Annotated in this window: 19 protein-coding genes, 2 pseudogenes and 3 other annotated features; of the genes and pseudogenes, 16 read left to right on the forward strand and 5 right to left on the reverse strand. The window is 34.8% G+C overall.

The features are described 5' to 3' along the window. Nucleotides 1–436 (forward strand): 3D domain-containing protein (locus tag DN393_RS11935; RefSeq protein ID WP_149173524.1); only part of this gene is annotated, 436 nt, incomplete at its 5' end. 108 nt (nucleotides 437–544) lie between these two features. Here DN393_RS11935 and DN393_RS11940 read toward each other — a convergent pair. Further along, nucleotides 545–1069, reverse strand: coding sequence for a kinase (locus DN393_RS11940; protein ID WP_064475613.1), 525 nt, complete (start codon nucleotides 1067–1069; stop codon nucleotides 545–547). Nucleotides 1070–1169: 100 nt separating this feature from the next. Here DN393_RS11940 and DN393_RS11945 point away from each other — a divergent pair, with 100 nt between their 5' ends. The 3 genes and pseudogenes from DN393_RS11945 (at nucleotide 1170) to DN393_RS31930 (ending at nucleotide 2568) form a co-directional block, all read left to right on the forward strand. Then, on the forward strand, nucleotides 1170–1475 hold the full coding sequence (locus DN393_RS11945) for a YfzA family protein (RefSeq protein WP_098101506.1): 306 nt from the start codon (nucleotides 1170–1172) through the stop codon (nucleotides 1473–1475). 13 nt (nucleotides 1476–1488) lie between these two features. Then, a pseudogene (locus DN393_RS31925) lies at nucleotides 1489–2022 on the forward strand (GNAT family N-acetyltransferase); the annotation flags it as partial. A gap of 15 nt (nucleotides 2023–2037) precedes the next feature. After that, a complete protein-coding gene (locus tag DN393_RS31930; protein WP_064475973.1) occupies nucleotides 2038–2568 on the forward strand; it encodes a cysteine hydrolase family protein in 531 nt (176 codons plus the stop codon). Between the two features lie 123 nt (nucleotides 2569–2691). Here DN393_RS31930 and DN393_RS11955 read toward each other — a convergent pair whose 3' ends face one another. Continuing rightward, complete coding sequence (locus DN393_RS11955) at nucleotides 2692–3135, reverse strand: YndM family protein (RefSeq protein WP_098101510.1); 444 nt, start codon at nucleotides 3133–3135, stop codon at nucleotides 2692–2694. Between the two features lie 180 nt (nucleotides 3136–3315). On the opposite strand from DN393_RS11955, the gene DN393_RS11960 reads away from it, so the two are divergent. The 9 genes from DN393_RS11960 (at nucleotide 3316) to DN393_RS12000 (ending at nucleotide 19127) form a co-directional block, all read left to right on the forward strand. Further along, entirely contained in the window at nucleotides 3316–6795 is a 3480-nt protein-coding gene (locus DN393_RS11960) for a DUF4020 domain-containing protein (protein WP_179958508.1), read from the forward strand. A gap of 107 nt (nucleotides 6796–6902) precedes the next feature. Further along, nucleotides 6903–7139: a binding site (T-box leader), on the forward strand. Nucleotides 7140–7193: 54 nt separating this feature from the next. Continuing rightward, nucleotides 7194–7429: a binding site (T-box leader), on the forward strand. Between the two features lie 194 nt (nucleotides 7430–7623). Next, nucleotides 7624–8700 (forward strand): bifunctional 3-deoxy-7-phosphoheptulonate synthase/chorismate mutase, encoded by a 1077-nt coding sequence (locus DN393_RS11965; RefSeq protein ID WP_001273578.1) that lies wholly within the window; start codon nucleotides 7624–7626, stop codon nucleotides 8698–8700. A 9-nt stretch (nucleotides 8701–8709) separates the two neighbouring features. Continuing rightward, nucleotides 8710–8929, forward strand: a binding site (T-box leader). Between the two features lie 53 nt (nucleotides 8930–8982). Next, nucleotides 8983–10155, forward strand: a complete 1173-nt coding sequence (gene aroC / locus DN393_RS11970) for a chorismate synthase (protein ID WP_001269422.1) — start codon at nucleotides 8983–8985, stop codon at nucleotides 10153–10155. An 18-nt stretch (nucleotides 10156–10173) separates the two neighbouring features. After that, complete coding sequence (hisC, locus tag DN393_RS11975; RefSeq protein WP_064475608.1) at nucleotides 10174–11274, forward strand: histidinol-phosphate transaminase; 1101 nt, start codon at nucleotides 10174–10176, stop codon at nucleotides 11272–11274. Further along, nucleotides 11267–12367: a prephenate dehydrogenase gene (gene tyrA, locus DN393_RS11980; protein WP_098101514.1), complete on the forward strand. Its 1101-nt coding sequence runs from the start codon at nucleotides 11267–11269 to the stop codon at nucleotides 12365–12367. Before hisC ends, tyrA begins: the two co-directional genes overlap by 8 nt. 16 nt (nucleotides 12368–12383) lie before the next feature. After that, complete coding sequence (gene aroA, locus DN393_RS11985; RefSeq protein ID WP_000664596.1) at nucleotides 12384–13673, forward strand: 3-phosphoshikimate 1-carboxyvinyltransferase; 1290 nt, start codon at nucleotides 12384–12386, stop codon at nucleotides 13671–13673. Nucleotides 13674–13808: 135 nt separating this feature from the next. Then, nucleotides 13809–14969: a GNAT family N-acetyltransferase gene (locus tag DN393_RS11990; RefSeq protein WP_064475606.1), complete on the forward strand. Its 1161-nt coding sequence runs from the start codon at nucleotides 13809–13811 to the stop codon at nucleotides 14967–14969. Between the two features lie 230 nt (nucleotides 14970–15199). After that, complete coding sequence (locus tag DN393_RS11995; RefSeq protein ID WP_001107298.1) at nucleotides 15200–15766, forward strand: TetR/AcrR family transcriptional regulator; 567 nt, start codon at nucleotides 15200–15202, stop codon at nucleotides 15764–15766. A gap of 244 nt (nucleotides 15767–16010) precedes the next feature. After that, on the forward strand, nucleotides 16011–19127 hold the full coding sequence (locus tag DN393_RS12000) for an MMPL family transporter (protein ID WP_064475605.1): 3117 nt from the start codon (nucleotides 16011–16013) through the stop codon (nucleotides 19125–19127). Nucleotides 19128–19156: 29 nt separating this feature from the next. Here the strand turns inward: DN393_RS12000 and DN393_RS12005 are convergent. Beyond that, nucleotides 19157–19330 (reverse strand): annotated as a pseudogene (locus DN393_RS12005) (stress protein); the annotation flags it as partial. Between the two features lie 164 nt (nucleotides 19331–19494). On the opposite strand from DN393_RS12005, the gene DN393_RS12010 reads away from it, so the two are divergent. After that, a complete protein-coding gene (locus DN393_RS12010; RefSeq protein ID WP_000633871.1) occupies nucleotides 19495–21120 on the forward strand; it encodes an ABC-F family ATP-binding cassette domain-containing protein in 1626 nt (541 codons plus the stop codon). A gap of 528 nt (nucleotides 21121–21648) precedes the next feature. Continuing rightward, nucleotides 21649–23622 (forward strand): lipoteichoic acid synthase, encoded by a 1974-nt coding sequence (ltaS, locus tag DN393_RS12020; protein ID WP_149173528.1) that lies wholly within the window; start codon nucleotides 21649–21651, stop codon nucleotides 23620–23622. Between the two features lie 58 nt (nucleotides 23623–23680). Here the strand turns inward: ltaS and DN393_RS12025 are convergent, their stop codons facing one another. Further along, nucleotides 23681–24352 (reverse strand): TerC family protein, encoded by a 672-nt coding sequence (locus tag DN393_RS12025; protein WP_064475602.1) that lies wholly within the window; start codon nucleotides 24350–24352, stop codon nucleotides 23681–23683. Nucleotides 24353–24632: 280 nt separating this feature from the next. After that, the gene (locus DN393_RS12030) at nucleotides 24633–25460 is read right to left on the reverse strand and encodes a peptidoglycan-N-acetylglucosamine deacetylase (RefSeq protein ID WP_064475601.1); all 828 of its coding nucleotides are present in this window, start codon (nucleotides 25458–25460) and stop codon (nucleotides 24633–24635) included. Between the two features lie 217 nt (nucleotides 25461–25677). Here DN393_RS12030 and DN393_RS12035 point away from each other — a divergent pair, with 217 nt between their 5' ends. Further along, nucleotides 25678–25938, forward strand: a complete 261-nt coding sequence (locus tag DN393_RS12035; protein WP_001106983.1) for a hypothetical protein — start codon at nucleotides 25678–25680, stop codon at nucleotides 25936–25938. The last annotated feature ends 43 nt before the right edge of the window (nucleotides 25939–25981 follow it).

Consider the following 25981-nt stretch of genomic DNA (forward strand, 5'->3'; position numbering starts at 1 on the left):
AGCGAAGGCTAAGGAAGAAGCAAAAGCCCAAGAGATAGCAAGGGCTAAGGAAGAGGCAAAAGCAAGAGAAATAGCCAAGGCTAAGGAAGAAGCGAAAGCAAGAGAAGAGTCTAAAAATAACACGCAGGCTGCTAAGCGTGAATTAACGGTAGTAGCGACTGCATATACTGCGGATCCAAGTGAAAATGGTACATATGGTGGACGCGTTTTAACTGCGATGGGGCATGATTTAACGGCTAATCCGAATATGAGAATTATCGCAGTAGATCCGAAAGTAATCCCATTAGGATCTAAAGTATGGGTAGAAGGTTATGGCGAAGCAATTGCTGGTGATACTGGAAGTGCTATTAAAGGAAATCGTATTGATGTTTTAATGGGTTCAAAAAGTAAAGCTATGAATTGGGGAAGACAAACTGTTAAAGTTAAAATTCTTTAATCGATATAGTTATCTAGATAGAAGTCAGTTCTCTTTATTGAGACTGGCTTTTATTTTTGTGAAAGTAAAATACAAAGTGCATAAAGAAAATAAGACTAACAGATTATGTTAGTCTTGTTTTTTGATTGCAACATCAGTAAGAATCGCATCAAATATATCTTTTTGCGTGAAGTTATCTGTAAAAATAGTTTCTCTAGTAACTTCAATTGTATCGTGCGGATTATACCATTTTTGTAGGGAATCCTCACCAAATTCATGCCGTTTGTCCCTTGTAGTATGTCGTCGAATCGTTTCTTTTAACGATAAATCAAAGTAATATGTATAGACGTTTCCTTCAAAAAAATGTATTAATTCTTTCAACATTTCACCGTATCTACGACTGTTTAAAATGCCTTCTAAAATAACAAATTCACATTTTCCTTTTCCGTATTTTGTAATTTCAAATAGTAAATCATGTGATAAATTACCCATCGTATCATGTACCCTAAGCATATCTCTACGTACAACATCTTGTGATACGAAAAGTGTACCTTTTCCGAAATGTTCTTGTAGTTGCTTTGCGATTGTTGTTTTACCACTTGCGGAGTTTCCTCTAAGAATGATTAATGTTGATTTAAGGATAGGATTAGACATAATGTATTCCCCCAGCACGAATGATTATATAGAAAATTTTAACAAATAAACCGTGAAAAGTGTATAATTAATAGGATGGAAGTAAAAAGGTGGGAGCTAGATGGAACATAAATTAAATAAGGCGCAGCCGATTTTGAAACGGACATGGTTTCGCTATCTAGGGGCATTTATTATTGTTCAATTGTTGTTTATTATTTGTGAGGTTACTGGATGGGCACCAAATTTTAAACCAAGTGGGGAATTTTTAAGTAGAATTTTACATTCCAAATTTTTTACGGAATGGTTCACTCCATATGAAATCCCTCATTTTAATTTGTTTACTGCTCTTTTTATGATTACATTGTTACCATACGTACTAATAGGTGCAATGAAAGATTTTAAAAAAAGAAAAAATATAAATAATTAAAAAGAGGTACTATATGCTATTTCAAAAAGATAATATATCGATTAGATACGTAATAGAAGAGGATGCACCAATCATTTCAAAATGGTTAACAGACCCAAAAGTTCTACAGTATTACGAAGGGCGAGATAATCCGCAATCTGTAGAAATGGTACTGGATCATTTTATACATAATCCAAATAGTCATGAAAAAAGATGCTTAATAGAGTTTGATGATATGCCAATCGGTTATATTCAAATGTATCCAGTTGATTCTGAGTGGAAAACATTATATGGCTATGAAGAATCACAAAATGTATGGGGAATGGATCAATTTATCGGAGAACCGAATTATTGGGGAAAAGGAATTGGAACGAAACTCGTTCAGGCAGCAATTACTTATATTATGGAGAACACGGGAGCAGAAGCAATCGCGATGGATCCGAAAGTAAATAATGGACGTGCGATAAAATGTTATGAAAAATGCGGCTTTAAAAAAGTGAAGATATTAAAGGAACATGAGCTGCATGAGGGGAAATTAGAAGATTGTTGGATGATAGAATACAAACAAAGGGAGCTGCGCGAAATGAAAAAAGCTTTAATAGTAATTGATGTGCAAGCAGGTATGTATACAGCAGGAATGCCAGTACATAATGGGGAAAAGTTTTTAGAAATATTGCAAGAGCTTATTGGGGAATGTCGTTCAAATGATATTCCAGTTATTTTTGTACAGCATAACGGGCCAAAAGATCATCCGTTAGAAAAAGGTACAGCTGGTTGGAAAGTGCATGAGGTAATTGCCCCGCAAGAAGGGGACAGTATCATTGAAAAGACGACGCCAGATTCATTCTATAAGACGAACTTAAATGAAGTATTACAAGAAAAAGGCATTGAACACGTTATTATTTCAGGAATGCAAACAGAGTACTGTGTGGATACGACAACGCGAAGAGCGTTTAGTGAAGGGTATAAAGTAACGTTAGTGAGTGATGCACATAGTACGTTTCATACAGACGTGTTACGTGCGGAAGACATTGTAAAGCATCATAATGTAGTGTTTGGAGCGTTTGCTAATGTTGTTGCGTTAAAAGATTTGAAAGTGACTGCCTCTAAATAAGAGGCAGTTTTTTATTATAAGAACGATATCTTGAAAACATCGTTCTTATAATTTCACGTACCATAATGAATACATAAAAAAGGAGCACCACATAATTAAAAAGGGCGCTCCTGCATCAAAATGTCATTTCTTCTTATTCTTATCTTTATCCAATATATTCTGCTCTTCAGCAAATTCCGTACCATATGCAAAGCGGCGATTAATATGAATGTTATCATTTTGGTGCCTTGTGTGTGAGTTAGAAAAGCGATGAACGATTACTTCAGATAATGTAAAGACAGTAGCGGAAAGGAAACTACCCCATGCAATTTGCATGTAATTGTCTAATAAAATATTACCGAAAATCCATACGCTTAAATACGTTAGTAAGAAATCCGACATAATGGCACCGGTATTGCCTATTCGGTTTAATATGATTTTATCGACGAACATATAGGATACGATTGTAACAAAGAGACTAAATGAAATAATTTGGACGAACGTTGCAGGGAAAAATAAAGCGAGTCCGATACTAAATGCGATAATGCACGATATAAACTTAATAAGAACTACAGTAAAACCATTCAATATTTACACCTCCGATTTATACATAGTTTTACAATAAATTTAGGAGTTCATACATTGTAACAAATATATTTACATAAAACTTTTTCATGTTCGATTTTTGTCTAAATATTAAAAAAACAAAGAAAAAATGTTATAGTAAAATGAGAGTATATGACATTTTTAGGTAAGGGGGAATCCATGATGTGGATTACTTCAGAAGTAGAAATTCCAGAGGAGTTAATTGATCATCTTGAACAAGGAAAGTTAGTACTATTTGTTGGAGCGGGAGTTTCTATGAAAGGGAAATCAAACTTACCGAATTTTGATGATCTAGTTGATGAGATTGCGAAAACGTTATATGTAGAAACGCGTGAAATAACAGAACCTCATGATTATTATCTTGGTAAAATTGCGAAAACAAAAGATATACATCAAGTTGCAAGAGATTTAGTTCATATTGAAAAATCAAAGCCGAATCCTCTTCATTATGCGATTCCGAGATTGTTTCCTTTAGATACGGAAGTCCGCATTGTAACGACAAATTTTGATCGGCATTTTACAACTGCGATGAAAGAAATGAATAGAGAATTAAACGTATATTACGCACCTGCGTTACCTACAGGTAGAGCGTTTAAAGGACTCGCCTACATACATGGCAATATAGAACAAGAGAAAGAAGCATTAATATTAACAGATGGTGATTTTGGAAGGGCTTACTTGACGGAAGGATGGGCAAGAAGATTTTTAGTTGATTTATTCTCGAATTATACCGTTTTATTCGTTGGATATAGCCATAATGATCCAGTAATGAAATATTTAGCAACTGGTTTACCACCAAGTACAAGGCGTTATGCATTTGTTGCGCAAGGGGAAAATACGTACCATTGGGAGCACTTAGGAATACGGCCGATTGTATACCCGAATAAAGGTAATAATCATCAATCTCTTGTTAAAGCAGTGAAGCGATGGGCGGAATTAATGGGAGATAATTATATTACAAAACGAATGCGGATTCGTGACATAGTAACAGTTCCACCGTCAGTAGAGCAGGAACAATTATCATACATAAAACAATCCATAAAAAAAATTGAAACAGTCCGCTACTTTGTTGAATTTACTCATGATTATGAATGGGTGGAATGGCTTGAAGCAGAAGGGAAATTACAAAATTTATTTTTAGTTACATCAAACGATAATGAGGTAGATGAATTACTTGCAGAATGGTTGGTGGAACAATTTCTTTTTAGTCATCAAAAAGAATTATTTCAATTAATTTTTAAAAATCATTCTAAACTATCTCCGTTATTATGGAGAACAATTTGTAGCTACTTAAACGAAACGAAAATTAAAATGGACCCGTTGTTGTTTGCAAGATGGACACTTCTTTTACTAGAAACAGCTGAAAAAGATAGTAAATCAATTGAAAAAATTTCTTACTTACTCCAAAAATGTTCTTTTCCTGAGCATAAAGAGATTGCTTTATTATTACTAACATTTATTTTGGATGGAAAGCTTAAGTTAAAGCGGGAGAGAAAATGGGGAAATGATACACAAGAATCAATAGAACTTGAGGAATCGAGTCGTTTACCAGTGTCTACATTTTCTTATGTGGAGCAAATTTGGAATGAGAAGATGAAACCTCATATTTCCTATTACGCCGTACCAATTATGACGATGGGAATAGAGAAGATGCGAATGTTATCACTACGACAAACGGCACTGAAAAAAAAGGATAAGGAAAATGTTGAAAAAGAGTTTCAGCAAAATGATCTTGCATTTTTAATTCAAATTGTAAAAGAGTGTTTAGCCTATTTGTGTGAAAATAATGAAAAAAAAGCAAATTATTATATTACAGAAATGATAGAAGCAAACAGCATGCTTCAGAACCGAATTGCAATTGATGCGATGAATAAAAATATATTCGTTAGTGCCGATGCCAAAATGAAATGGTTGTTACAGGAAGGACTTCTTTTAGATGTCACGTATAAACACGAAGTTTTTCAACTTATAAAAAATTATTTCGCACTCTCTTTAGAAAAAACAAAGGAAGAGGTTATTCAAATTGTATTGAAGGACCTTGCAGAGGAGAGAGCATTTAATGCTTGTTTAGTTTTAGATTTATTATTCACTTGTGATTCGAATAGTCCATCTACAGCAAAAGGTTATGAGTTAATGCAGCAAAAACATCCTCACTTTCATTCTGATCGATATAGTGTACAAAAGAAAGAGACGGTAGATCAAAGTATTACTTGTAATGTAACTGCTGATGGATTATTGCAGTTGAAAGACGATGAAATTATGAAGCAAGTTCGTCAATTTTCTCAAGATGGTGTTTTTGAACAACGCCATTTTTTAGAGATGTTATCGAAAGCATGTAAGTTGAATACAGAATGGAGTATTTCATTTGCCTATCAATTAGTTGGTATGCACGAAATAAGTAATGAAGTATGGTTTGTTTGTATTAGAGAGTGGCGAAATAACCGAGGATTGACAAATGAACAAATCCAAAAAGTAATTCCGCTATTACAGAAATTTGTTAGAAATACTGCTTTTCATTGGTTAATTAGTAGCTTTCTATATGAAATTAGTAATCGATTAGAAGAGTTAGAGGAAACTAGTATACGTAGTGTGAAACGTTTTGCTTTTTCGGTATTCCCTCAAGTAATGAAAAGTGATACAGATTTTAAGCTTGGAAAACAAGACTTTTACAATGAATCCATCCAGCATCCTGTTGGGAAAATGACAGCTGTATTATTAAAACTGTTATCATATGATCATTTATACGATCGTAACGTGTATGAATATTTATTTTTATTTGAAGAACAAGTAAGAGTTAGTACAGAACGGACAAATTTTATGTTAGCTCGTTTAGTAGCAGATATTACATTTCTTTATCATATTGAGAAGCAATGGTGCCGAAAATATTTGTTACCGTGCTTAGATTTAAAGAAAGAAAATGAGATTACGAAATATGCATGGGCAGGCTTATGTTACACGCAAATCAATTTACCTTTATTTACAGAAATGAAACGATTTATTAAGTATGCAGTAGAACATTTGGAAGTATTACATCCGCATACGAGGGAATCTTTCTTGAAATGGCTCAGTTTTGTATTTATTAAATGTGTACTATATTGGGAGCAAAAAACAGATTGGTTATACCCGTTACTTATACAAGAAAATGAAGAAAATAAAATTAAATTTATGCAGTTTTTATGCTATTACGTCAAAACGCTAAGTGCAAAAGAACAACAAAAATTTTGGGCATCTTGGCTCAGTATATTTTTGCGTGAGCGACCGAAAATGGGTGAAATCACAGCTAGAGAATATGTAATGCTTTTGCGTATTATTTTATTTATGGATGAAATAGTAGAAAGAGGATTATCTATAATAAAAACATTTTCAGATGTGGTTGGAAAAGGGAATCAAACGGAGTTAAAACAGTTGTTTAATGAAATACTTGAAAAGACAGAGAGTATAAAAATGTATAAAAAATTGTATGCAAATGTATTTTTTACTTTATTACAAACGCTTCAGGAAGCCGATTTACTTGAAACTGAAATCATTCAAATAAAAGAAATATTAATCCAGTATGGAGTAGAAAAATATGTATTAAATGCAATAGATAATGAGATAATTCGCATCGGAATTGTTATGGAGAATTTACAAGAAGAAATGTAGGGCGGAAGTGGAATTTTAAAAAATATATAAAAAGTTGTTGACAGTGTTTTGAAAAGCGTTCTATAATACGAATCATACTTATTCAATTTCAAAAACATTTGAATAAACAAAGTGCAATGAAGAGATCACAGTAGTGGTTAGTCTTACTGTAGCAGAGAGCTGGTGGTTGGTGTGAACCAGTACAGGGATAATCATGAATTACAGTCTTGGAGCATCTTTTTCGTAGTAAAGATAGTTTCGTCTTTATGAAGAAAAAGCGGTCAATTGATCGTTAACAGTGAAGAGAGGTAGACGGAAAGTTAGTCTACAACTAGGGTGGTACCGCGATAAATATCGTCCCTACTGATTTATTCAGTAGGGACTTTTTGTATTTTAGTGGTCCAACTTGAAAATTAAATATATATGCGTTGAAAGGAAAAGCAGTAGTTGTTGTTTCCCTGTAACAGAGAGCTGGTGGTTGGTGTGAACCAGTACAAAAACAAGAGCGAATTACAGTCCTAGAGCATCTTTTTCGTAATAAAGATAGTATTGTCTTTATGAAGGGAAAGACGGTCAGATGATCGTTAACAATGAAGAGAGGTAGACGAAAGAAGTCTACAACTAGGGTGGTACCGCGATAAATATCGTCCCTACTGATTGGATCAGTAGGGATTTTTTGTACAAAAAAGTGGGTTTTTATCTAGTCGATAGTGTCCTTATAGTAAATATTCGTTTAAAATAAGAAGAGGTATCGATTCCACTTAAAATTTGTATAATTTATCAGTTCAGAAAATAGAGAATTTTTCATTCTCTTACTATACTTTTAAAACATTAGAGGAGGATTTCCAAATGGCAAATCATGAATTAGATCAATTACGTAAACAGGTAGATGAAATTAACTTACAACTATTACACCTTTTAAACAAACGTGGTGAAATCGTTCAAAAAATTGGGGAACAGAAGCAAGTACAAGGTACGAAACGTTTTGATCCAGTACGTGAGCGTGAAGTACTTGACATGATCGCAGAGCATAACGAAGGACCATTCGAAACGTCAACAGTTCAACACATTTTCAAAACAATCTTCAAAGCTAGCTTAGAATTACAAGAAGATGATAACCGTAAAGCATTACTAGTATCACGTAAAAAGAAACAAGAAAACACAATCGTTAATGTAAAAGGTGAATTGATTGGAAATGGAACACAAACGTTCATCATGGGACCTTGTGCGGTAGAAAGCTTAGAGCAAGTTCGCCAAGTAGGGCAAGCGATGAAAGACCAAGGTCTAAAATTAATGCGCGGTGGTGCTTTCAAACCGAGAACATCTCCATACGATTTCCAAGGTTTAGGAGTAGAAGGATTACAAATTTTACGCCAAGTAGCAGATGAGTTCGACTTAGCGATCATTAGTGAAATCTTAAATCCGAACGATGTTGAAATGGCGCTAGACTACGTTGATGTCATTCAAGTTGGCGCACGTAACATGCAAAACTTCGATTTATTACGAGCTGTAGGTAAAGTTAACAAGCCAGTATTACTAAAACGTGGATTAGCAGCAACAATTGATGAGTTCATTAACGCAGCTGAGTACATCATTGCACAAGGTAACGACCAAATTATTCTATGTGAGCGTGGTATCCGCACATACGAAAGAGCGACACGTAACACATTAGACATTTCAGCAGTACCGATTTTAAAGAAAGAAACACATTTACCAGTAATCGTTGACGTAACGCATTCAACTGGACGCAGAGATTTATTATTACCAACAGCGAAAGCAGCACTTGCAATTGGCGCAGATGCAGTAATGGCTGAAGTACACCCAGACCCAGCGGTTGCATTATCAGATTCTGCACAACAAATGGATATTCCAGAATTCCATAGATTCATGGATGAGTTAAAAGGTTTCAAAAATAAATTATCTTAATTCCATATCATATATGCGCTGAAGAGGAAACAGTAGTGCTTATCTCACTGTTAAAGAGAGCTGATGGTCGGTGTGAATCAGTACAAAGATAAGCATGAATTACAGCCTTGGAGCATCTTTTCCGCCAACTTTTGGAGGGAAAGACGGTCAAACGATCGTTACAGAAGAAGAGAGGTAGACGATAGTTGTCTACAACTAGGGTGGTACCGCGATAAACATCGTCCCTACTGAGCGCTCAGTAGGGACTTTTTTGTACAAAAAAATAGTAAAGGGGCAAGAGAAATGAGATACATTACAGCTGGAGAATCACATGGACCGCAGTTAACAGTTATTTTAGAAGGTGTACCAGCAGGTTTAACATTAACAGCGGAACATATTAATAAAGAATTATTAAGAAGACAAAAAGGGCACGGACGCGGAAGACGCATGCAAATAGAAACTGATACAGTTGAAATTGTAAGTGGTGTTCGTCATGGGATGACACTTGGCTCACCAATAACGTTAATCGTTAAAAATGATGATTTCAAACATTGGACGAAAGTAATGGGTGCAGAGCCAATTTCGGAAAAAGAAAGTAAAGATATGAAACGTACAATTACAAAACCACGTCCAGGACATGCGGATTTAAACGGCGCAATTAAATATGGACATCGTGATATAAGAAACGTACTAGAGCGCTCATCTGCAAGAGAAACAACAGTTCGTGTAGCTGCTGGTGCAGTTGCGAAACAAATTTTGAAAGAATTAGGCGTAGAAATTGCAGGGCATGTTCTTGAAATTGGTGGGGTACAAGCGAAACGAATTTCAAACTTACCAATAGAAGAAATTCAAACGATTACTGAAAATTCACCAGTTCGATGTTTAGATAAAGAAGTAGAACAAGAGATGATGGATGCGATAGATAACGCTAAAAGTAGTGGGGATTCAATCGGCGGTATTGTTGAAGTCATTGCAGAAGGTATGCCAATTGGCGTTGGTAGTTACGTTCATTACGATCGTAAATTAGATGCAAAACTTGCTGGTGCAATTATGAGTATTAATGCATTTAAAGGTGCTGAAATTGGCGTTGGTTTTGAAGCAGCAAGACAGCCAGGAAGTAAAGTGCACGATGAAATATTATGGGATGAAGAAAATGGATACACGAGAAAAACGAATAATGCCGGTGGTTTAGAAGGCGGTATGACAACAGGAATGCCAATTGTCGTAAGAGGTGTTATGAAGCCAATACCTACATTATATAAACCGTTAGCAAGTGTTGACATTGATACGAAAGAAGCATTCCAAGCGAGTATTGAAAGATCTGATAGTTGTGCAGTACCAGCAGCAGGTGTAGTAGCTGAATCTGTTGTAGCATGGGAACTTGCACATGCACTAGTCGAACAATTCGGAAAAGATCGTATGGATTTAATTCAGCAAAACATTACGCAACATAACAAATACGCAAAAGAATTTTAATAAAAAGGTGGTTTTAACATGCAAGTAAAAGATCAGCTATCATCATTACAACCATATAAACCAGGTAAATCACCTGAACAAATGAAAGAAGTGTACGGAGATCATTCATTTGTGAAATTAGCATCAAATGAAAATCCATTCGGCTGCTCACCACGTGTTTTAGATGAGTTGCAAAAATCGTGGTTGGAACATGCTTTATATCCTGACGGAGGTGCTACAACGCTCCGTCAAACAATTGCAGATGAGTTACATGTCCAAATGGAACAAATACTTTGCGGTAGTGGTTTAGACGAAGTCATTCAAATAATAAGCCGTGCAGTACTTAAAGCAGGAGATAACATCGTAACGGCTGGTGCAACATTCCCGCAGTACCGTCATCATGCAATTATTGAAGGTTGTGAAGTGAAAGAAATCCCTTTAAATAACGGTGTATACGATTTAGACGAAATTTCGTCAGCAATAAATAATAATACGAAAATCGTATGGATTTGTAATCCGAACAACCCGACAGGCACATATGTGAATGATCGAAATTTGACTCAATTTATTGAAGGTATTAGTGAAAATACGTTAATTGTCATTGATGAAGCGTACTATGAATACGTAACAGCAAAAGATTTCCCGGAGACATTACCGCTTTTAGAAAAACATAAAAATATTCTTGTACTTAGAACATTTTCTAAAGCGTACGGATTAGCTTCTTTCCGCGTTGGATATGCGATTGGACAAGAAGAGTTAATCGAGAAATTAAATGTCGTACGTTTGCCATTTAACGTATCTTCATTAGCGCAAAAAGCAGCGACGATTGCTTTTGGTGATAATGAGTTTATTGAAGAAATAGTTCGTGTGAATACAGAGGGATTACAAAAATACGAGAGCTTTTGTAAGGAAAATGAAATTCCATTTTATCCATCGCAAACCAATTTCATCTTCTTGCCAGTTGAGAATGCTGGAGAGATTTATGAAGCTTGTGCACACGCAGGGTTTATTATACGTCCGTTCCCGAATGGTGTCCGTATTACAGTCGGAACAAGGGAGCAAAATGAAGGAGTGATTTCAGTGTTAAAACAACACTTTGAAAATAAAAAAAGAAAGTCTCGAGATGAGGCAAATGCGTAAAAAGGTAGTATTAATTGGAACGGGTTTAATAGGAGGCTCTCTCGCATTAGCAATTAAGAAAGAGCACGATGTAACGATAACAGGTTATGATATATTTCAAGAACAAGTAGAGCGTGCAAAAGAATTACACGTAGTAGATGAAGTAGCAGTAGATTTACAGCATGCATGTGAAGAGGCACATTTAATTGTGTTTGCTTCTCCAGTTGAAGAAACGAAGAAGTTATTACACAAATTAGCGTCATTTCATTTACGGGAAGATGTTATTGTAACAGATGTTGGTAGTACAAAAGGGACGATCATGAATGAAGCGGAAGCTTTATTTTCAAAGAAAGTTTCTTTCATTGGTGGACATCCGATGGCAGGTTCTCATAAAACGGGAGTTGAAAGTGCAAAAGCACATCTATTTGAAAATGCATTTTATATTTTAACGCCGATGAATCATGTGCCAAATGAACATGTGGAAGAACTAAAGCGTTGGTTACAAGGAACAGGATCTCATTTTCTCGTTCTAAATACAGAGGAACATGATTATGTAACAGGGATCGTTAGTCATTTTCCGCATCTTATCGCAGCTGGATTAGTAAAGCAAGTGGAGAAACATGCAGGAGATAATCCGCTCATTCATCAACTAGCTGCGGGAGGGTTTAAAGACATTACACGTATCGCATCTAGTAGCCCAAAAATGTGGAGTGATATTGTTAAGCAAAATCGCGAGCATTTAATGGTATTATTAAAAGAGTGGATCTCTGAAATGGAAGATTTATATGATACAGTTTCTACTGGAGATGCAGGCGAGATTCAAACCTATTTTGCAGACGCGAAAGAATACCGTGACTCTTTACCAGTACGAAAGAGAGGGGCAATTCCTGCCTATCACGACTTATACGTCGATGTTTTAGATAAAGTAGGGGCATTGGCTCATATTACGAGTATTTTGGCACGCGAAGAAATTAGTATTACGAACTTGCAAATATTAGAAGCGCGTGAAGGGTTGCTTGGGGTATTACGTATTAGCTTCCAAAGAGAAGAAGATCGTATGAAAGCAAAGCTAGCGCTTGGAGAAGAAAAATACCAAACTTATGAAACAATTTAAATGAGAAGGTGAAAACATGAAGGAAAGAACAATAGAACCTGTTAATAACGGATTAAATGGTATTATTACAATTCCAGGAGATAAATCCATTTCACACCGCGCTGTCATGTTCGGCGCGATTGCAGAAGGAAAAACAACGATTAAAGGTTTCTTGCCCGGTGCAGACTGTTTAAGTACAATTTCTTGCTTTAAAGAAATGGGAGTAGAAATCGTGCAAAACGGTGATGAAGTCACTGTAGTTGGTAAAGGATTAGAAGGCTTACAAGAACCGAAAGCTGTATTAGATGTTGGTAATTCTGGTACAACAATACGTTTAATGTCAGGAATTTTGGCAAATACACCATTTTTCTCTTGCGTACAAGGTGATGCATCTATCGCAAAAAGACCGATGAAACGTGTTACAAATCCATTAAAACAAATGGGTGCAAACATTGATGGCCGCGAAGAAGGGACGTTTACACCGTTAACAATACGTGGTGGAGATTTAAAAGCAATTGAATACACTTCACCTGTAGCAAGTGCGCAAGTAAAGTCAGCTATTTTACTTGCAGGACTTCGAGCAGAAGGTGTAACAGCTGTTACAGAACCACATATTTCACGCGATCATACGGAAAGAATGCTTGAAGCCTTTGGAGTTAAAGTAATTCGTGAGGGAAAAACAGTGAAACTTGCAGGTGGACAAAAGTTAACAGCAACAGACGTTCAAGTGCCAGGTGACGTATCGTCAGCAGCATTCTTCTTAGTAGCGGGCGCAACCATTCCAAATAGTAAACTAGTATTACAAAATGTAGGGATGAATCCAACTCGTACAGGGATTATTGATGTTTTAGAGAAAATGGGTGCTACGTTCACTGTAGAGCCAATTAACGAAGGAGCATCAGAACCAGCTGCAAATATTACAATTGAAACATCTTCATTAAAAGGAATCGAAATTGGCGGAGATATTATCCCAAGATTAATCGATGAAATTCCTGTTATCGCCTTAGCGGCAACGCAAGCAGAAGGAATTACAGTAATTAAAGATGCGCACGAATTAAAAGTAAAAGAAACAAACCGTATCGATACAGTCGTTGCGGAGTTAACGAAACTAGGAGCTCGCATAGAAGCAACTGATGACGGCATGATTATTTACGGGAAATCAGCACTAAAAGGCAATACAGTAAATAGTTACGGTGATCACCGCATTGGAATGATGCTTGCAATTGCCGGCTGTCTAGCAGAAGGAAAAACAACAATTGAAGACGCAGAAGCAGTAGGCGTATCATATCCTACATTCTTCGAAGAACTTCAAAAGTTAGCAAAATAAAGTAATAAAAAGCAGATACGGGATGTATCTGCTTTTTATATTGGATTCGTGTCGTTAAGTCCATATAATTTCATTCACCGCACCAGAATATTGAGAATTATGGTACAATTCAAACAGGGAATGGAGGAGAAATAGATGAACGTTATACAATTAAAAGAAGATAGATTTAGAGAAGCATTACGCTTATCGGAATACGCTTTTCAATATAAAGTTGATGGGGAACGATTGCAGCAACAACTTACAAAGATGAAAGAAAGTCATGAAATATACGGTATTATGGAAGGTGAAGATGTAGCAGCAAAACTGCATCTTATTCCGTTTCATATATACATAGGCAAAGAGAAATTTAAAATGGGAGGCGTTGCAGGGGTAGCGACGTATCCAGAGTATAGAAGAAGCGGATATGTAAAAGAATTACTTCAACACTCACTTCAAACGATGAAAAATGACGGATATACAGTATCAATGCTACATCCATTTGCTGTTTCATTTTACCGTAAATACGGCTGGGAACTTTGTGCGAATCTCTTTGTATGTCATATGACAAAGAGTGATTTAGTTATGAAAAAACAAGTAAATGGTACTGTGAAACGTTTCAATAAAGAAAATCACCCAGAAGAGGTCGAAAAGATTTATGAAACATTTGCAGAACATTTTTCCGGTATGCTAGTTCGCGATGAAAAATGGTGGTTACAAGCTGTTTATGATGATTTAACATTAGCGATTTATTACGATAAAAATAAAACGGCAGCTGGCTACATGCTATATAAAATAGAAAACTATAAAATGACAGTAGAAGAATTTGTTCCACTGCATAATGAAGCGCGAAATGGTCTGTGGAACTTTATTTGTCAGCATGATTCTATGATTAAAGAACTTGAAATGACAGTAATTGAAAACGAACCGTTATTATATACACTGCAAGAGCCACGCGTGAAAGCAGAAATAAAGCCATATTTTATGGGCAGAATTGTAGATGTGGAGCAGTTCTTAAAACAATATGAGTTGAATTGGAACAATGCACAGCAAGAAGTGATTTTACATATTACAGATTCATTTGCACCGTGGAATAACGTTACAGTGAGGCTTGCAAATCATGAAATAACAATTATAGAAGAAGAAATAAAGGATAAAGGAATTAGTCTAGATATAAATGCATTATCTACAATAATGTTTGGATACAAACGTCCGTTACAACTTAATGAACTAGAATTAATTAGCGGAAGTGAAGAGGAAATACGAGCGTTTGAGAATATAGTTCCAGTACGTAAAGCATTTATTTATGATTTCTTTTAAGTTATAAATAGGAAATTGAGCTGTCCCAAATAAAATTTTGGGACGGCTTCAAATTACACTGTCAGTTTTTGTCGGTAAATCGATATATCTTGAAAATCGCTGATATAATTTTTTCACAAACAAGGGATTAAAAACCGAACCGATACTGGTCACGCACTTGACTTTTAATCCATGTAATTTATAATTAAAAACGGAATGAATTTTCATTCCTGAAAATAGAGGTGGAAAAAATGGCTAAAAACAAACAAGAGGATATTTTTGATGCTGCGATGAAACTTTTCGCAGAGCGTGGTTACGATGGTACGACAATTCCAATGATTGCTGAAAAGGCAAAAGTCGGTGCGGGTACTATTTATCGCTATTTTGAAAATAAAGAGGCACTTGTTAACTCATTATTTTCAAAAAGTATGTTAGAGCTTTCTGAAATGATAAAAACGGATTTTCCTGTTGAAGCAAATATTCGTGAACAGTTTAGTCATACGTACAACCGTTTATTTGAATTTGCGAGAAACAATGTGGATGCTTTTTTATTTACAAATTCTCACTGTGATAGTTATTTTCTTGATGAACAAAGTAAGAAAATATTTGAAGATTTTATAGGCTTCTTTATGAATATTATTGAAGATGGAATCGCAAAAGGTTTTCTTCGTCCATTGCCTCCAGTTGCTTTAATTATTATTGTATATCAACCGCTAGAAAAACTAACGAAGGTAATTGCAACAGGGCAATTAGAATACTCAAAAGAATTAGTAAAAGAATTGGAAGAAAGTTCTTGGAACGCTATTAGAATCATTTGATTCTATAGCTAATAAGTATAGGAATGAATATTCATTCCTGAATAGATTTAAAACATGAGAGTAGGAGAGGATATTTGTGTAACAACAGGAATGAACATTCATTCCGGAAAAGGTAGTTTAATAAAGTTTAAAAAATAATGTAATATAATGATAGGAATGAACGTTCATTCCGAAAAAAGTATTTTTAAAAGGATAGGAATGAATATTCATTCCCTTTTAATTTTCAAAATGGGAGATGATTAAAATGAGTAAGCTGAAAAATTGGAGAAGTTTATCTTTTCTATTATGGATAGTTATTACTATTGCAATGATCGTAACGATGCCTAATATGGATAAATTAGTGAAAGAAAAAGGGCACATTACGATTCCTAATACAGAACAAAGTAGTATTGCTGACAAGATGATAAAAGAGATGGATAAAGACGGGACTGAAAAGTATGAAATTATAGCTGTTTTTAATAGTGGAAGTAAAACAGCTTTAACAACTGAGCAAAAAGAGGAAATCGTAAAAACAATCCATGCTTTACAAAATGAAAAAGAGCAATTAGGAATTAAGGAAGTTGTTTCACATTTAGATAATAAAGATTTGGAAAAACAGTTGATATCTAAAGACAATACGACCATTTTAACGCAAATCTCAGTAGATAAAAAAAATGGTGAAATATCAAAAGTTGCAAATGGGCTTCATAAAAAAGTGCAAACGAAAGGGGTAAAAACGTACTTAACAGGAAGTGATTTAATAGCTGGTGATTTTCTTACTTCCTCTCAAGAGGGAGTGAAGAAGACAGAAGTTATTTCTATCATTTTCATTCTAGTTGTATTAATCATTGTATTTCGTTCGCCAATTGTTCCGATTGTTTCCCTTCTTACTGTTGGTGTATCATATTTAGTTTCAATGGGGATTATTGCCCATTTAGTAGATCAATTTAATTTTCCGTTTTCTAACTTTACACAAGTGTTTGTAGTCGTTGTCCTGTTTGGGGTTGGAACAGACTATAACATTTTATTATATACAAGATTTAAAGAAGAATTAAGTAAACAAGAGAATTCATTTTTGGCTACGAAAGAAACGTTTAAATCAGCAGGGAAAACCGTTTTATATAGTGGGATAGCAGTACTAATTGGTTTTGCATCTCTTGCTTTAGCGAGTTTTAAATTATATCAATCTACTTCAGCGGTAGCAATTGGTGTCGCAGTATTATTACTCGTATTAACTACGTTAAATCCATTTTTTATGGTGCTTTTAGGAAAAGGAATGTTTTATCCAGTTAAAACATTTAAAGGTCATGAGGATAGTCGTTTATGGGGATTTCTTGCGAAAAACTCAGTAGTAAGACCATTCGCAGCTTTAATCATCGTATTTGTGATATCGATTCCTTTCGTAATGAAATACTCTAACACATTAAATTACAATGATTTATTTGAAGTAGATAATAAATATGAGTCGAAAATGGGGATTAACGTAATAGAAGAGCATTTTCCACCTGGTTTCTCTTCACCAAGTACGTTAGTCATTCAATCAGATAACAAGTTAGATGAGGCGAGTTCGCTGCAAACTTTAGACGAACTAACTGATAAGATTTTGAAAGTGAAAGGTGTTTCAGAAGTATATTCACCGACGCGTCCAACCGGTGAAAGGATAAAAGAACTATATATAAATAAACAAGCGGGAGAACTGAATACAGGTTTAGGAGATGCGAATGGTGGTATAAATGAAATTAATGATGGATTAACTACTGCAAAAGATAAAATGGGTAGTAAAGATTCAAATAGTCTTGCAAACGTTCAAAAATTAATTGATGGAACAACGGAAGCGAAAAATGGTGTAACAGCATTAGGAACAGCTTTAAATCAACTTTCAAGTGGTATAAACAACGGAGCACAAGGTGCGCAGCGAATTGAGAGTGGATTAACCTCAGTAAATGAAAATATAAATGTTCTATCTAATGCAACGTCACAACTTCATGCTGGTTATTCGCAGTTAGAAAAAGGTTTAAGTTCCTACGATCAATACTTCGGAAGTATTTCTCAAGCGATTGATGGGGCGAAAAAAGGCTATGAACAAATTGACATATTAATGACCAATTTCATTCAAACGAAACCAGAATTAGCAAATGATCCGAACATACTGCAAACGATAGGGATCGCTAAAGAGGCTCAAAAGCAATTAGGTGGGCTTTCAAATGAATTAAACCAATTAGCAACGCAACATAAAGCGGCGATGGGTTCATTTAAAGAAGCAAATCAATCGTTATCGAAAGTGGATAACGGCTTAAAAGAAATGAGCGATGGAGTTACTAAGTTACAAAAAGGAGCAGCTGATCTTAAAAATGGATTAAATGAAGGTGCTTCAGGCTCAAAACAAATTGCGAACAAGTCATCTGAGTTACAAACCGGATTAACAAAAATAAATGATGGGCAAGGCCAGTTATTAACCGGGCTGAAAGACTTGCAAGAACAGATGGGGCAATTACAATCAGGATTATCTAAAAGTACAGAAGGGCTTGAAAAGGTAAGTAACGGACTAGGAGATGCTCAAAAATATTTAGGAGAACTAAATGAATCAAAAAGCTCTGCGAAATTTTATATACCAAAAGAAGTTTTAGAGGGGGAAGATTTCCAAAAAGCATTGAATACGTACATGTCACAAGATAGAAAGACTGCTAAAATGACAATCATTTTAGACGTAAATCCGTATTCAAAAGAAGCAATGCCAATCATTGAAGAAATTAATAAAACGATAGACGGTACGTTAAATGGTACAGAATTAAAATCGGTGAAAAAAGCAATCGGCGGCACAACAGCTAGAAATGTTGATTTAAAAGAAGTAACAGGCCAAGATTTCTTACGTACAGCTACAATTATGTTAATTGGAATTGCGATTGTATTACTCATTATTACACGGTCATTTTTAAATACAATCTTCATTATTGGATCTTTAATATTAGCTTATTTTGCATCACTTGGCATAAGTGAACAAATTAGTGCACACTTACTAAATGTAGAGTCATTAAGCTGGAATGTACCATTCTTTAGTTTTATTATGATTGTCGCTTTAGGTGTGGATTATAGCATTTTTGTAATGATGCGATACAATGAGCTAGAAGGGGACCCCGCAACGAAAATTGTAAATGCATCTCGTCACATAGGAGGAGTCGTATTATCAGCGGCACTTATTTTAGGTGGTACATTTGCTGCATTAATCCCTTCAGGTGTATTGACACTTATACAAGTAGCATCTGTTGTTGGTGTTGCACTGTTACTATTAGCTATCATTGTGATGCCAATATTGTTACCTGCATTAATAGGGTTAACGAGTAAAATGAAGCATTATACGAAGAAATTAAGTAAAAGAAAATAAAAGAATCCCCTTTTAAAAGGGGATTTTTCTTATTTAATAAACTTGTCCATCACGTCTATATATTTTGCAAATTCTTCATCTTTCATATCTCTATTCATTTGTAAAAGAAAATTGCCTTTTGCGTGTGTATGAGAGAATAACATAGGAGCAGAATTTCCTAATTCATCATAATATTTCTTAACTTTTTCTAGGTCTTTTTTCTTTTTATTCAAGGTAGAAAAGGGATGAATAGCAATCAACCGTTGCTATTCATCCATCTTCTACTATATAATAGCTATAGTCTACAATAATTGAGTCGTAATATGCGATTTTTTAAGACAATCGGTGAGAAAACGCTGAAATAAGCGGTATTAGTAGGAGGACACAAATGATTACAGTAAGTAACGTTAGTTTGCGTTTTGCGGATCGCAAATTATTTGAAGATGTTAACATAAAATTCACGCCAGGTAACTGCTACGGTTTAATCGGAGCAAACGGTGCGGGTAAATCAACATTTCTAAAGATTTTATCTGGAGAAATCGAACAATCAACAGGTGATATACATATTACGCCAGGTGAGCGTCTAGCAGTATTAAAACAGAATCACTTCGAATATGAAGAGTTCCCAGTATTAGAAACAGTAATTATGGGTCACACGCAACTTTACAAAGTAATGCAAGAGAAAAATGCCATTTACATGAAAGAAGACTTTAGTGATGAAGATGGTATGCGTGCTGCTGAACTTGAAGGTGAGTTCGCTGAGCTTAACGGTTGGGAAGCAGAATCAGAAGCTGCAATCCTTCTTAAAGGTTTAGGTATTGGTGAAGATGTTCATGATAAGAAATTGTCAGAATTAACTGGTGCAGAGAAAGTAAAAGTATTACTTGCTCAAGCATTATTTGGTAAACCTGACATTCTATTACTAGATGAGCCTACCAACCACTTGGACTTAAAAGCGATTCAATGGTTAGAAAACTTCTTAATGAACTTTGAAAATACAGTAATCGTTGTATCCCATGACCGTCACTTCTTAAATAAAGTTTGTACGCACATGGCTGATCTTGATTTCGGTAAAATTCAACTTTATGTTGGTAACTATGACTTCTGGTATGAGTCAAGCCAATTAGCTTTAAAATTAACACAAGATGCTAATAAGAAAAAAGAAGAGAAAGTAAAAGAGTTACAAAACTTCATTGCACGCTTTAGCTCAAACGCATCTAAAGCGAAACAAGCAACTTCTCGTAAAAAATTATTAGATAAAATTACATTAGATGATATTAGACCATCGTCACGTCGTTACCCATTTGTTGGCTTTACACCTGAGCGTGAAATAGGAAATGACTTATTAACTGTTGAAGGTCTTTCTAAAACAATTGATGGTGAAAAAGTGTTAGATAATGTGTACTTCACTTTAAATAAAGGTGATAAAGTTGCATTTATCGGTCGTAACGATATTGCGATGACAACATTATTTAAAATCCTTATGGGTGAAATGGAGCCAGATAGCGGTTCATTCAAATGGGGCGTTACAACATCTCAATCTTACTTCCCAAGAGATAACTCTAAATACTTTGAGAACAGTGACTCCAACTTAGTTGATTGGTTACGCCAATTCTCTCCACAAGATGAGTCAGAAAGCTTCTTACGTGGTTTCTTAGGCCGTATGTTATTCTCAGGTGAAGAAGTTAAGAAGAACGTTTCTGTATTATCTGGAGGCGAAAAAGTTCGTTGTATGCTATCTAAAATGATGTTAAGTGGTGCGAACGTAATCACACTTGATGATCCAACGAACCACTTAGACCTTGAGTCTATCACTGCATTAAACAACGGTTTAATCGCATTCAAAGGTACAATGTTATTCACATCTCATGACCATCAGTTCGTACAAACAATTGCAAACCGCATTATCGAAGTAACGCCAAACGGTGTAATCGATAAAGAGGCTACTTACGATGAGTTCTTAGAAAATGAAGAACTTCAAAAACAAGTAGATGCAATGTACAAAGGTCAATAATAAATGATGAAAAACCTCGCTCTCTTTATGAGAGCGAGGTTTTTTTATAATCATTGTTTTTATGAATTGTGAATAATTATACAGAAATAACTTTAGCGGTGGAAAGTTATTTTGATGTTGCATATAGAGAAATGGCTACAGCATGAATAAACTATGAAATTCATGAAGGGATGTAATATACACCAAAAAAACTAATGCTATCTATTGTTAAATTCATTATATTACATTAATGTTCCAGAACTGGAGACATATTTATTTGCGAAGCAGTGAATAAAAGTTTATAGTATGTGGTGTCATAATTAGTGGATGGGACATGGGAGAAAACAGAAAATGTTACAAATTTATTTTATTAAATAGAAACCAAGGTCAAAATGTCTAGAAAGAAATAGTTGAATAAATACTAGCTTCAAATTATAATTACTAATATTCTTCATTTAGTTAAACAAACAAAATCTATTTGAAGATAAAAATTGAATAGAGACAGACTTATAAAAAAATAAGCCTTGGATGATCAAAAGAGGTGGAGAGATGAAACAATTACTATTAAAGAGTAAGCGAGTGTTAAGCAATCACTTTGGATTTTTCGTGTTTGCCATTATTTTATTCTGGTTAAAAACATACGCAGCATATGTGACAGAATTTAATTTAGGGATATCCAACACAATCCAAAAGTTTTTACTGTTTTTCAACCCGTTAAGCTCAGCAGTTTTATTTTTAGGGCTCGCATTATTCGCAAAGGGGAAACGTGCTTACATTTGGTTAATTGTTATTAATTTGTTAATGTCTATACTGTTATACGCAAACGTAGTATATTATCGCTTTTTCAGTGACTTTATTACGTTCCCGACATTAACACAAACGAATAACTTTGGAGATTTAGGTGGTAGTATTTTTGCATTGCTACACGTCTATGATCCACTATATTTCTTAGATACAATCATTTTAATTGCTTTAGTCGCAACAAAATTTGCAAGTCCAAAACCAATTCGTGTTGCGAAACATAAATTATCACTAGTATTTGTAGCAGGTATTTTATTATTCAGCATTAATTTAGGTCTTGCAGAATCCGATCGTCCTGAATTATTAACAAGAACATTTGACCGTAATTATATTGTGAAATATTTAGGGGCATACAACTATACGATTTATGATGGCATTCAAAGTGCGAAAGCATCAACAGAACGAGCGTTAGCTGATGGAGATAATATGACAGAGGTTAGAAATTATCTTGCATCAACATATGCAAGTCCAAATCCTGAGTACTTTGGTAAAGGAAAAGGAATGAACGTAATTTATATTCATTTAGAATCATTCCAAAACTTTTTAATTGATTATAAATTAAATGGGCAAGAAGTTACACCGTTCTTAAACTCATTTTCAAAAGATGCGAATACGTTATACTTTGATAACTTCTTCCATCAAACAGGACAAGGTAAAACATCTGATGCGGAGTTCATGTTAGAAAACTCAATGTTTGGATTACCACAAGGATCTGTTTTTACAAATAAAGCTCATAACACGTATCAATCAGCACCAGCTATTTTAGGTCAACAAGGATACACATCAGCTGTATTCCACGGTAATTACAAAACGTTCTGGAACCGTGACGATATTTATAAATCATTTGGTTTCAATAAATTCTTTGATGCGTCATACTATGATATGAATGAAAAAGATGTAGTAAACTATGGATTAAAAGATAAACCGTTCTTTAATGAATCAATTCCGTTATTACAAACATTGAAACAACCGTTCTATACGAAGTTCATTACGTTATCGAACCATTTCCCTTATCCAATTGATAAAGAGGAAGCGACGATTGAACCAGCTAAAACAGGTGACTCTTCAGTAGATACGTATTTCCAAACAGCGCGTTATTTAGATGAATCTGTAAAAGGATTCATGGATTACTTGAAACAATCTGGTTTATACGATAACTCAATTATCGTTATGTACGGTGACCATTACGGAATTTCAGATAATCATGGCGCAGCAATGTCTCAAATAATGGGTAAAGAAATGAACTCATTTGAAAATGCACAACTGCAACGTGTACCATTAATCATTCGTGTTCCAGGAATGAAGGGTGGCGTACAACATCAATACGGCGGAGAAATTGATGTTCTTCCGACACTATTACACTTACTAGGTACAGATACGAAAAATTATGTCCAGTTCGGATCAGATTTATTATCACCAGAGCATAAACAAGTCGTTCCATTCCGTAACGGTAACTTCGTAAGTCCAACAGTTACTGCACTGAATGGAAAATACTATGATACAGCTACTGGTGAATCTGTAGAATTAACAGACGAAATAAAACAAAATGAACAAATGGTTCAAAAATCACTGAAATACTCTGACCAAGTTGTTAACGGTGACTTATTACGATTCTATACACCGGAAGGATTTACACCGGTCGATCGTTCGAAGTACAACTATAACCATCGTGATAAAAATAAAACGAAGGTAAAGACGACTGAAGACGGAGAAATGAAATAAATATTAAAAAGCGCTACTCATTTGAGTAGCGCTTTTGTTTGTATATAGAACGTTGTCATTATATAGAAACATCTTTCTTTTTTTGTTTCATCTTTCCAAAGAATACTACACCGGCAATGATAATAATGATAAATGCCCATTTTATGAAAGGATTACTTTCGAAAAATCCAGCGAACCATTTTTCATCTACAATCATTTTCGCGGCAGTATAAGCTAAAACAGCTGCTCCAATTGTAATGATGACAGGGAATCGGTCCACCCATTTTAAAATTAATGTACTACCCCATACTACTACTGGAATGGACACTAATAGCCCGATGATGACTAAAGAAAAATTGCCATGCGCAGCTCCGGCAACAGCGAGAACATTATCAATTCCCATTAACGCATCAGCTATAATAATGGTTTTAATAGCAGACCAAAATCCTTCTTCTGCCTTAATGTCATGATCTTTGCCTTCAGCAATTAATTTGTAAGCGATCCATATAAGGAGTACACCACCAATTAGAAGTAGCCCTGGTATTTTTAACAACCAAACGACAACTAAAGTAGCGAGGGCTCTAATCGCGATTGCCCCGATAGTTCCCCATATAATAACTTTCTTTTGTTGATCTTTCGGTAATCGTCTTGCTGCTAATCCAATTACAATAGCATTATCACCGGCTAACACTAAATCAATTACAATGATGGCAAGTAAGGCTGACAAATATTCAGCTGAAAGAAAATCCATATACACATCACTCCTTAAGAGTAATATGTGCTAAAGTGTTGATAATATAAAAAATAGGATTGAATTTGTATATTCAATCTATAATTTCTTACTGTATTTTGATATATGTTTTAATTTCGTACTAGTCGTTTTTAGAATAACATGTGATGTTACTAAATTAATGTGATTTATATTTTCTATTGATATAAAGGAAGAGGGGGAAATCGAATATACGAGAAGAAATTTCAAAAACGATAAAAAAAGACTCAATAACCTACTAGAGGAAATAGAGTCTTTTTCATTACATACGATTATCGTGCCAGAAGTTTAATGGGAAGTGTTCGTTCTCACTATAACTTTCTAATTCATATCCTTTTTCTTTCAGCCCTTTAATAATTCCTGGTACTGCTTTAACGGATTGTGGATGAATATCGTGCATTAGAATTACTTCTGTTGGCTTGTTAGCTCCATTTACAACGTTTTGTACAATTTTAGCTGATGCAGCATCAACAGGCATTTTGCTGTATGTCCAGTCTAAAGAATCAATTGTCCAATCCCAAACTTTCAACCCATTTTCAACAACTTTGTTACGAAGAGCTTCATTTAATCCTGGCATTGAGCCGTAAGATGGACGAGTTAATACTGGTGATTTACCTAGAACACCAGCGATTAAGCCTTGATCTTCCTTCATTTCATCTACATAACGACCTTCTGTGTAAAGTTTCTTGTAGTTATGAGTCATACTATGCATCCCAACATAGTGGCCTTCAGCATCTTCACGTTTTACAAGGTCAGGGAAAGCTTTTACGTTTGAACCAATTAGGAAAAATGTTGCTTTTGCATTTTCTTTCTTTAACATATCTAAAAGCTCAGCTGTGTATTTTCCAGGACCATCATCAAATGTTAAGTAAGCTACTTTTCTAACTTGCCCATTATATTGTTTTGGAGCTTCTTTCGGTGCAAGAGATGATTGAATTTCACTTACAAGTTGAACAGATTTTGCTTCATCCTCTGTGCTTGCTAGAGCAATATGTGCTGATCCTAAAGCCGCTTCGTATGTAAATAATACCCCCGCGCAAATCAACATAGCCCTTTTTACTAAAGTTGTCATTCGAATTCCATTGTGCATAATTTTCCTTCTCTCTATAAAAGTTCTACTCTACTATATTAGCAATTATATGGAGGTAATTGCAAAAAAACTTTTTTACAAGTGCAAAAAAGTTTGTTCGAAAATATGCAAGATTTTAAAGGGATGTCATTTTGAAAGAAACGTCACAAATAATTGGATAATTTTAATTATGAGTTGGAAACAATACAAGGGATATTAATTTTAGGAGGTGCTTTAATTGAATTATAAAAAAATGCTTTCAATATTTATGACAAGCATATTTACAGTAGGATTATTAATTGGCTGTAATCCAGCTCCAAAAGACGAAAAGGAGCCAGATCCAACGGAGGAACCTTCTGAACAAAGACAGGAGGAAAAAAATGAAAAACAAGATCCTGCTAAAGAAAAAAATAATGAGTTAAACAAAAAGGATGAACAAGAACCAGATCCAACAGAAGAGCCATCTGAGGAACAAAAGAAGAAAAAAGAAAATGAGTAGGTCTAGATTAATGAAATATGTAACGTGATTTTGTAACAAAGAA

The sequence above is a fragment of the Bacillus sp. BPN334 genome, assembly GCF_008368885.1.
In the GTDB taxonomy this organism is placed as follows: domain Bacteria; phylum Bacillota; class Bacilli; order Bacillales; family Bacillaceae_G; genus Bacillus_A; species Bacillus_A wiedmannii.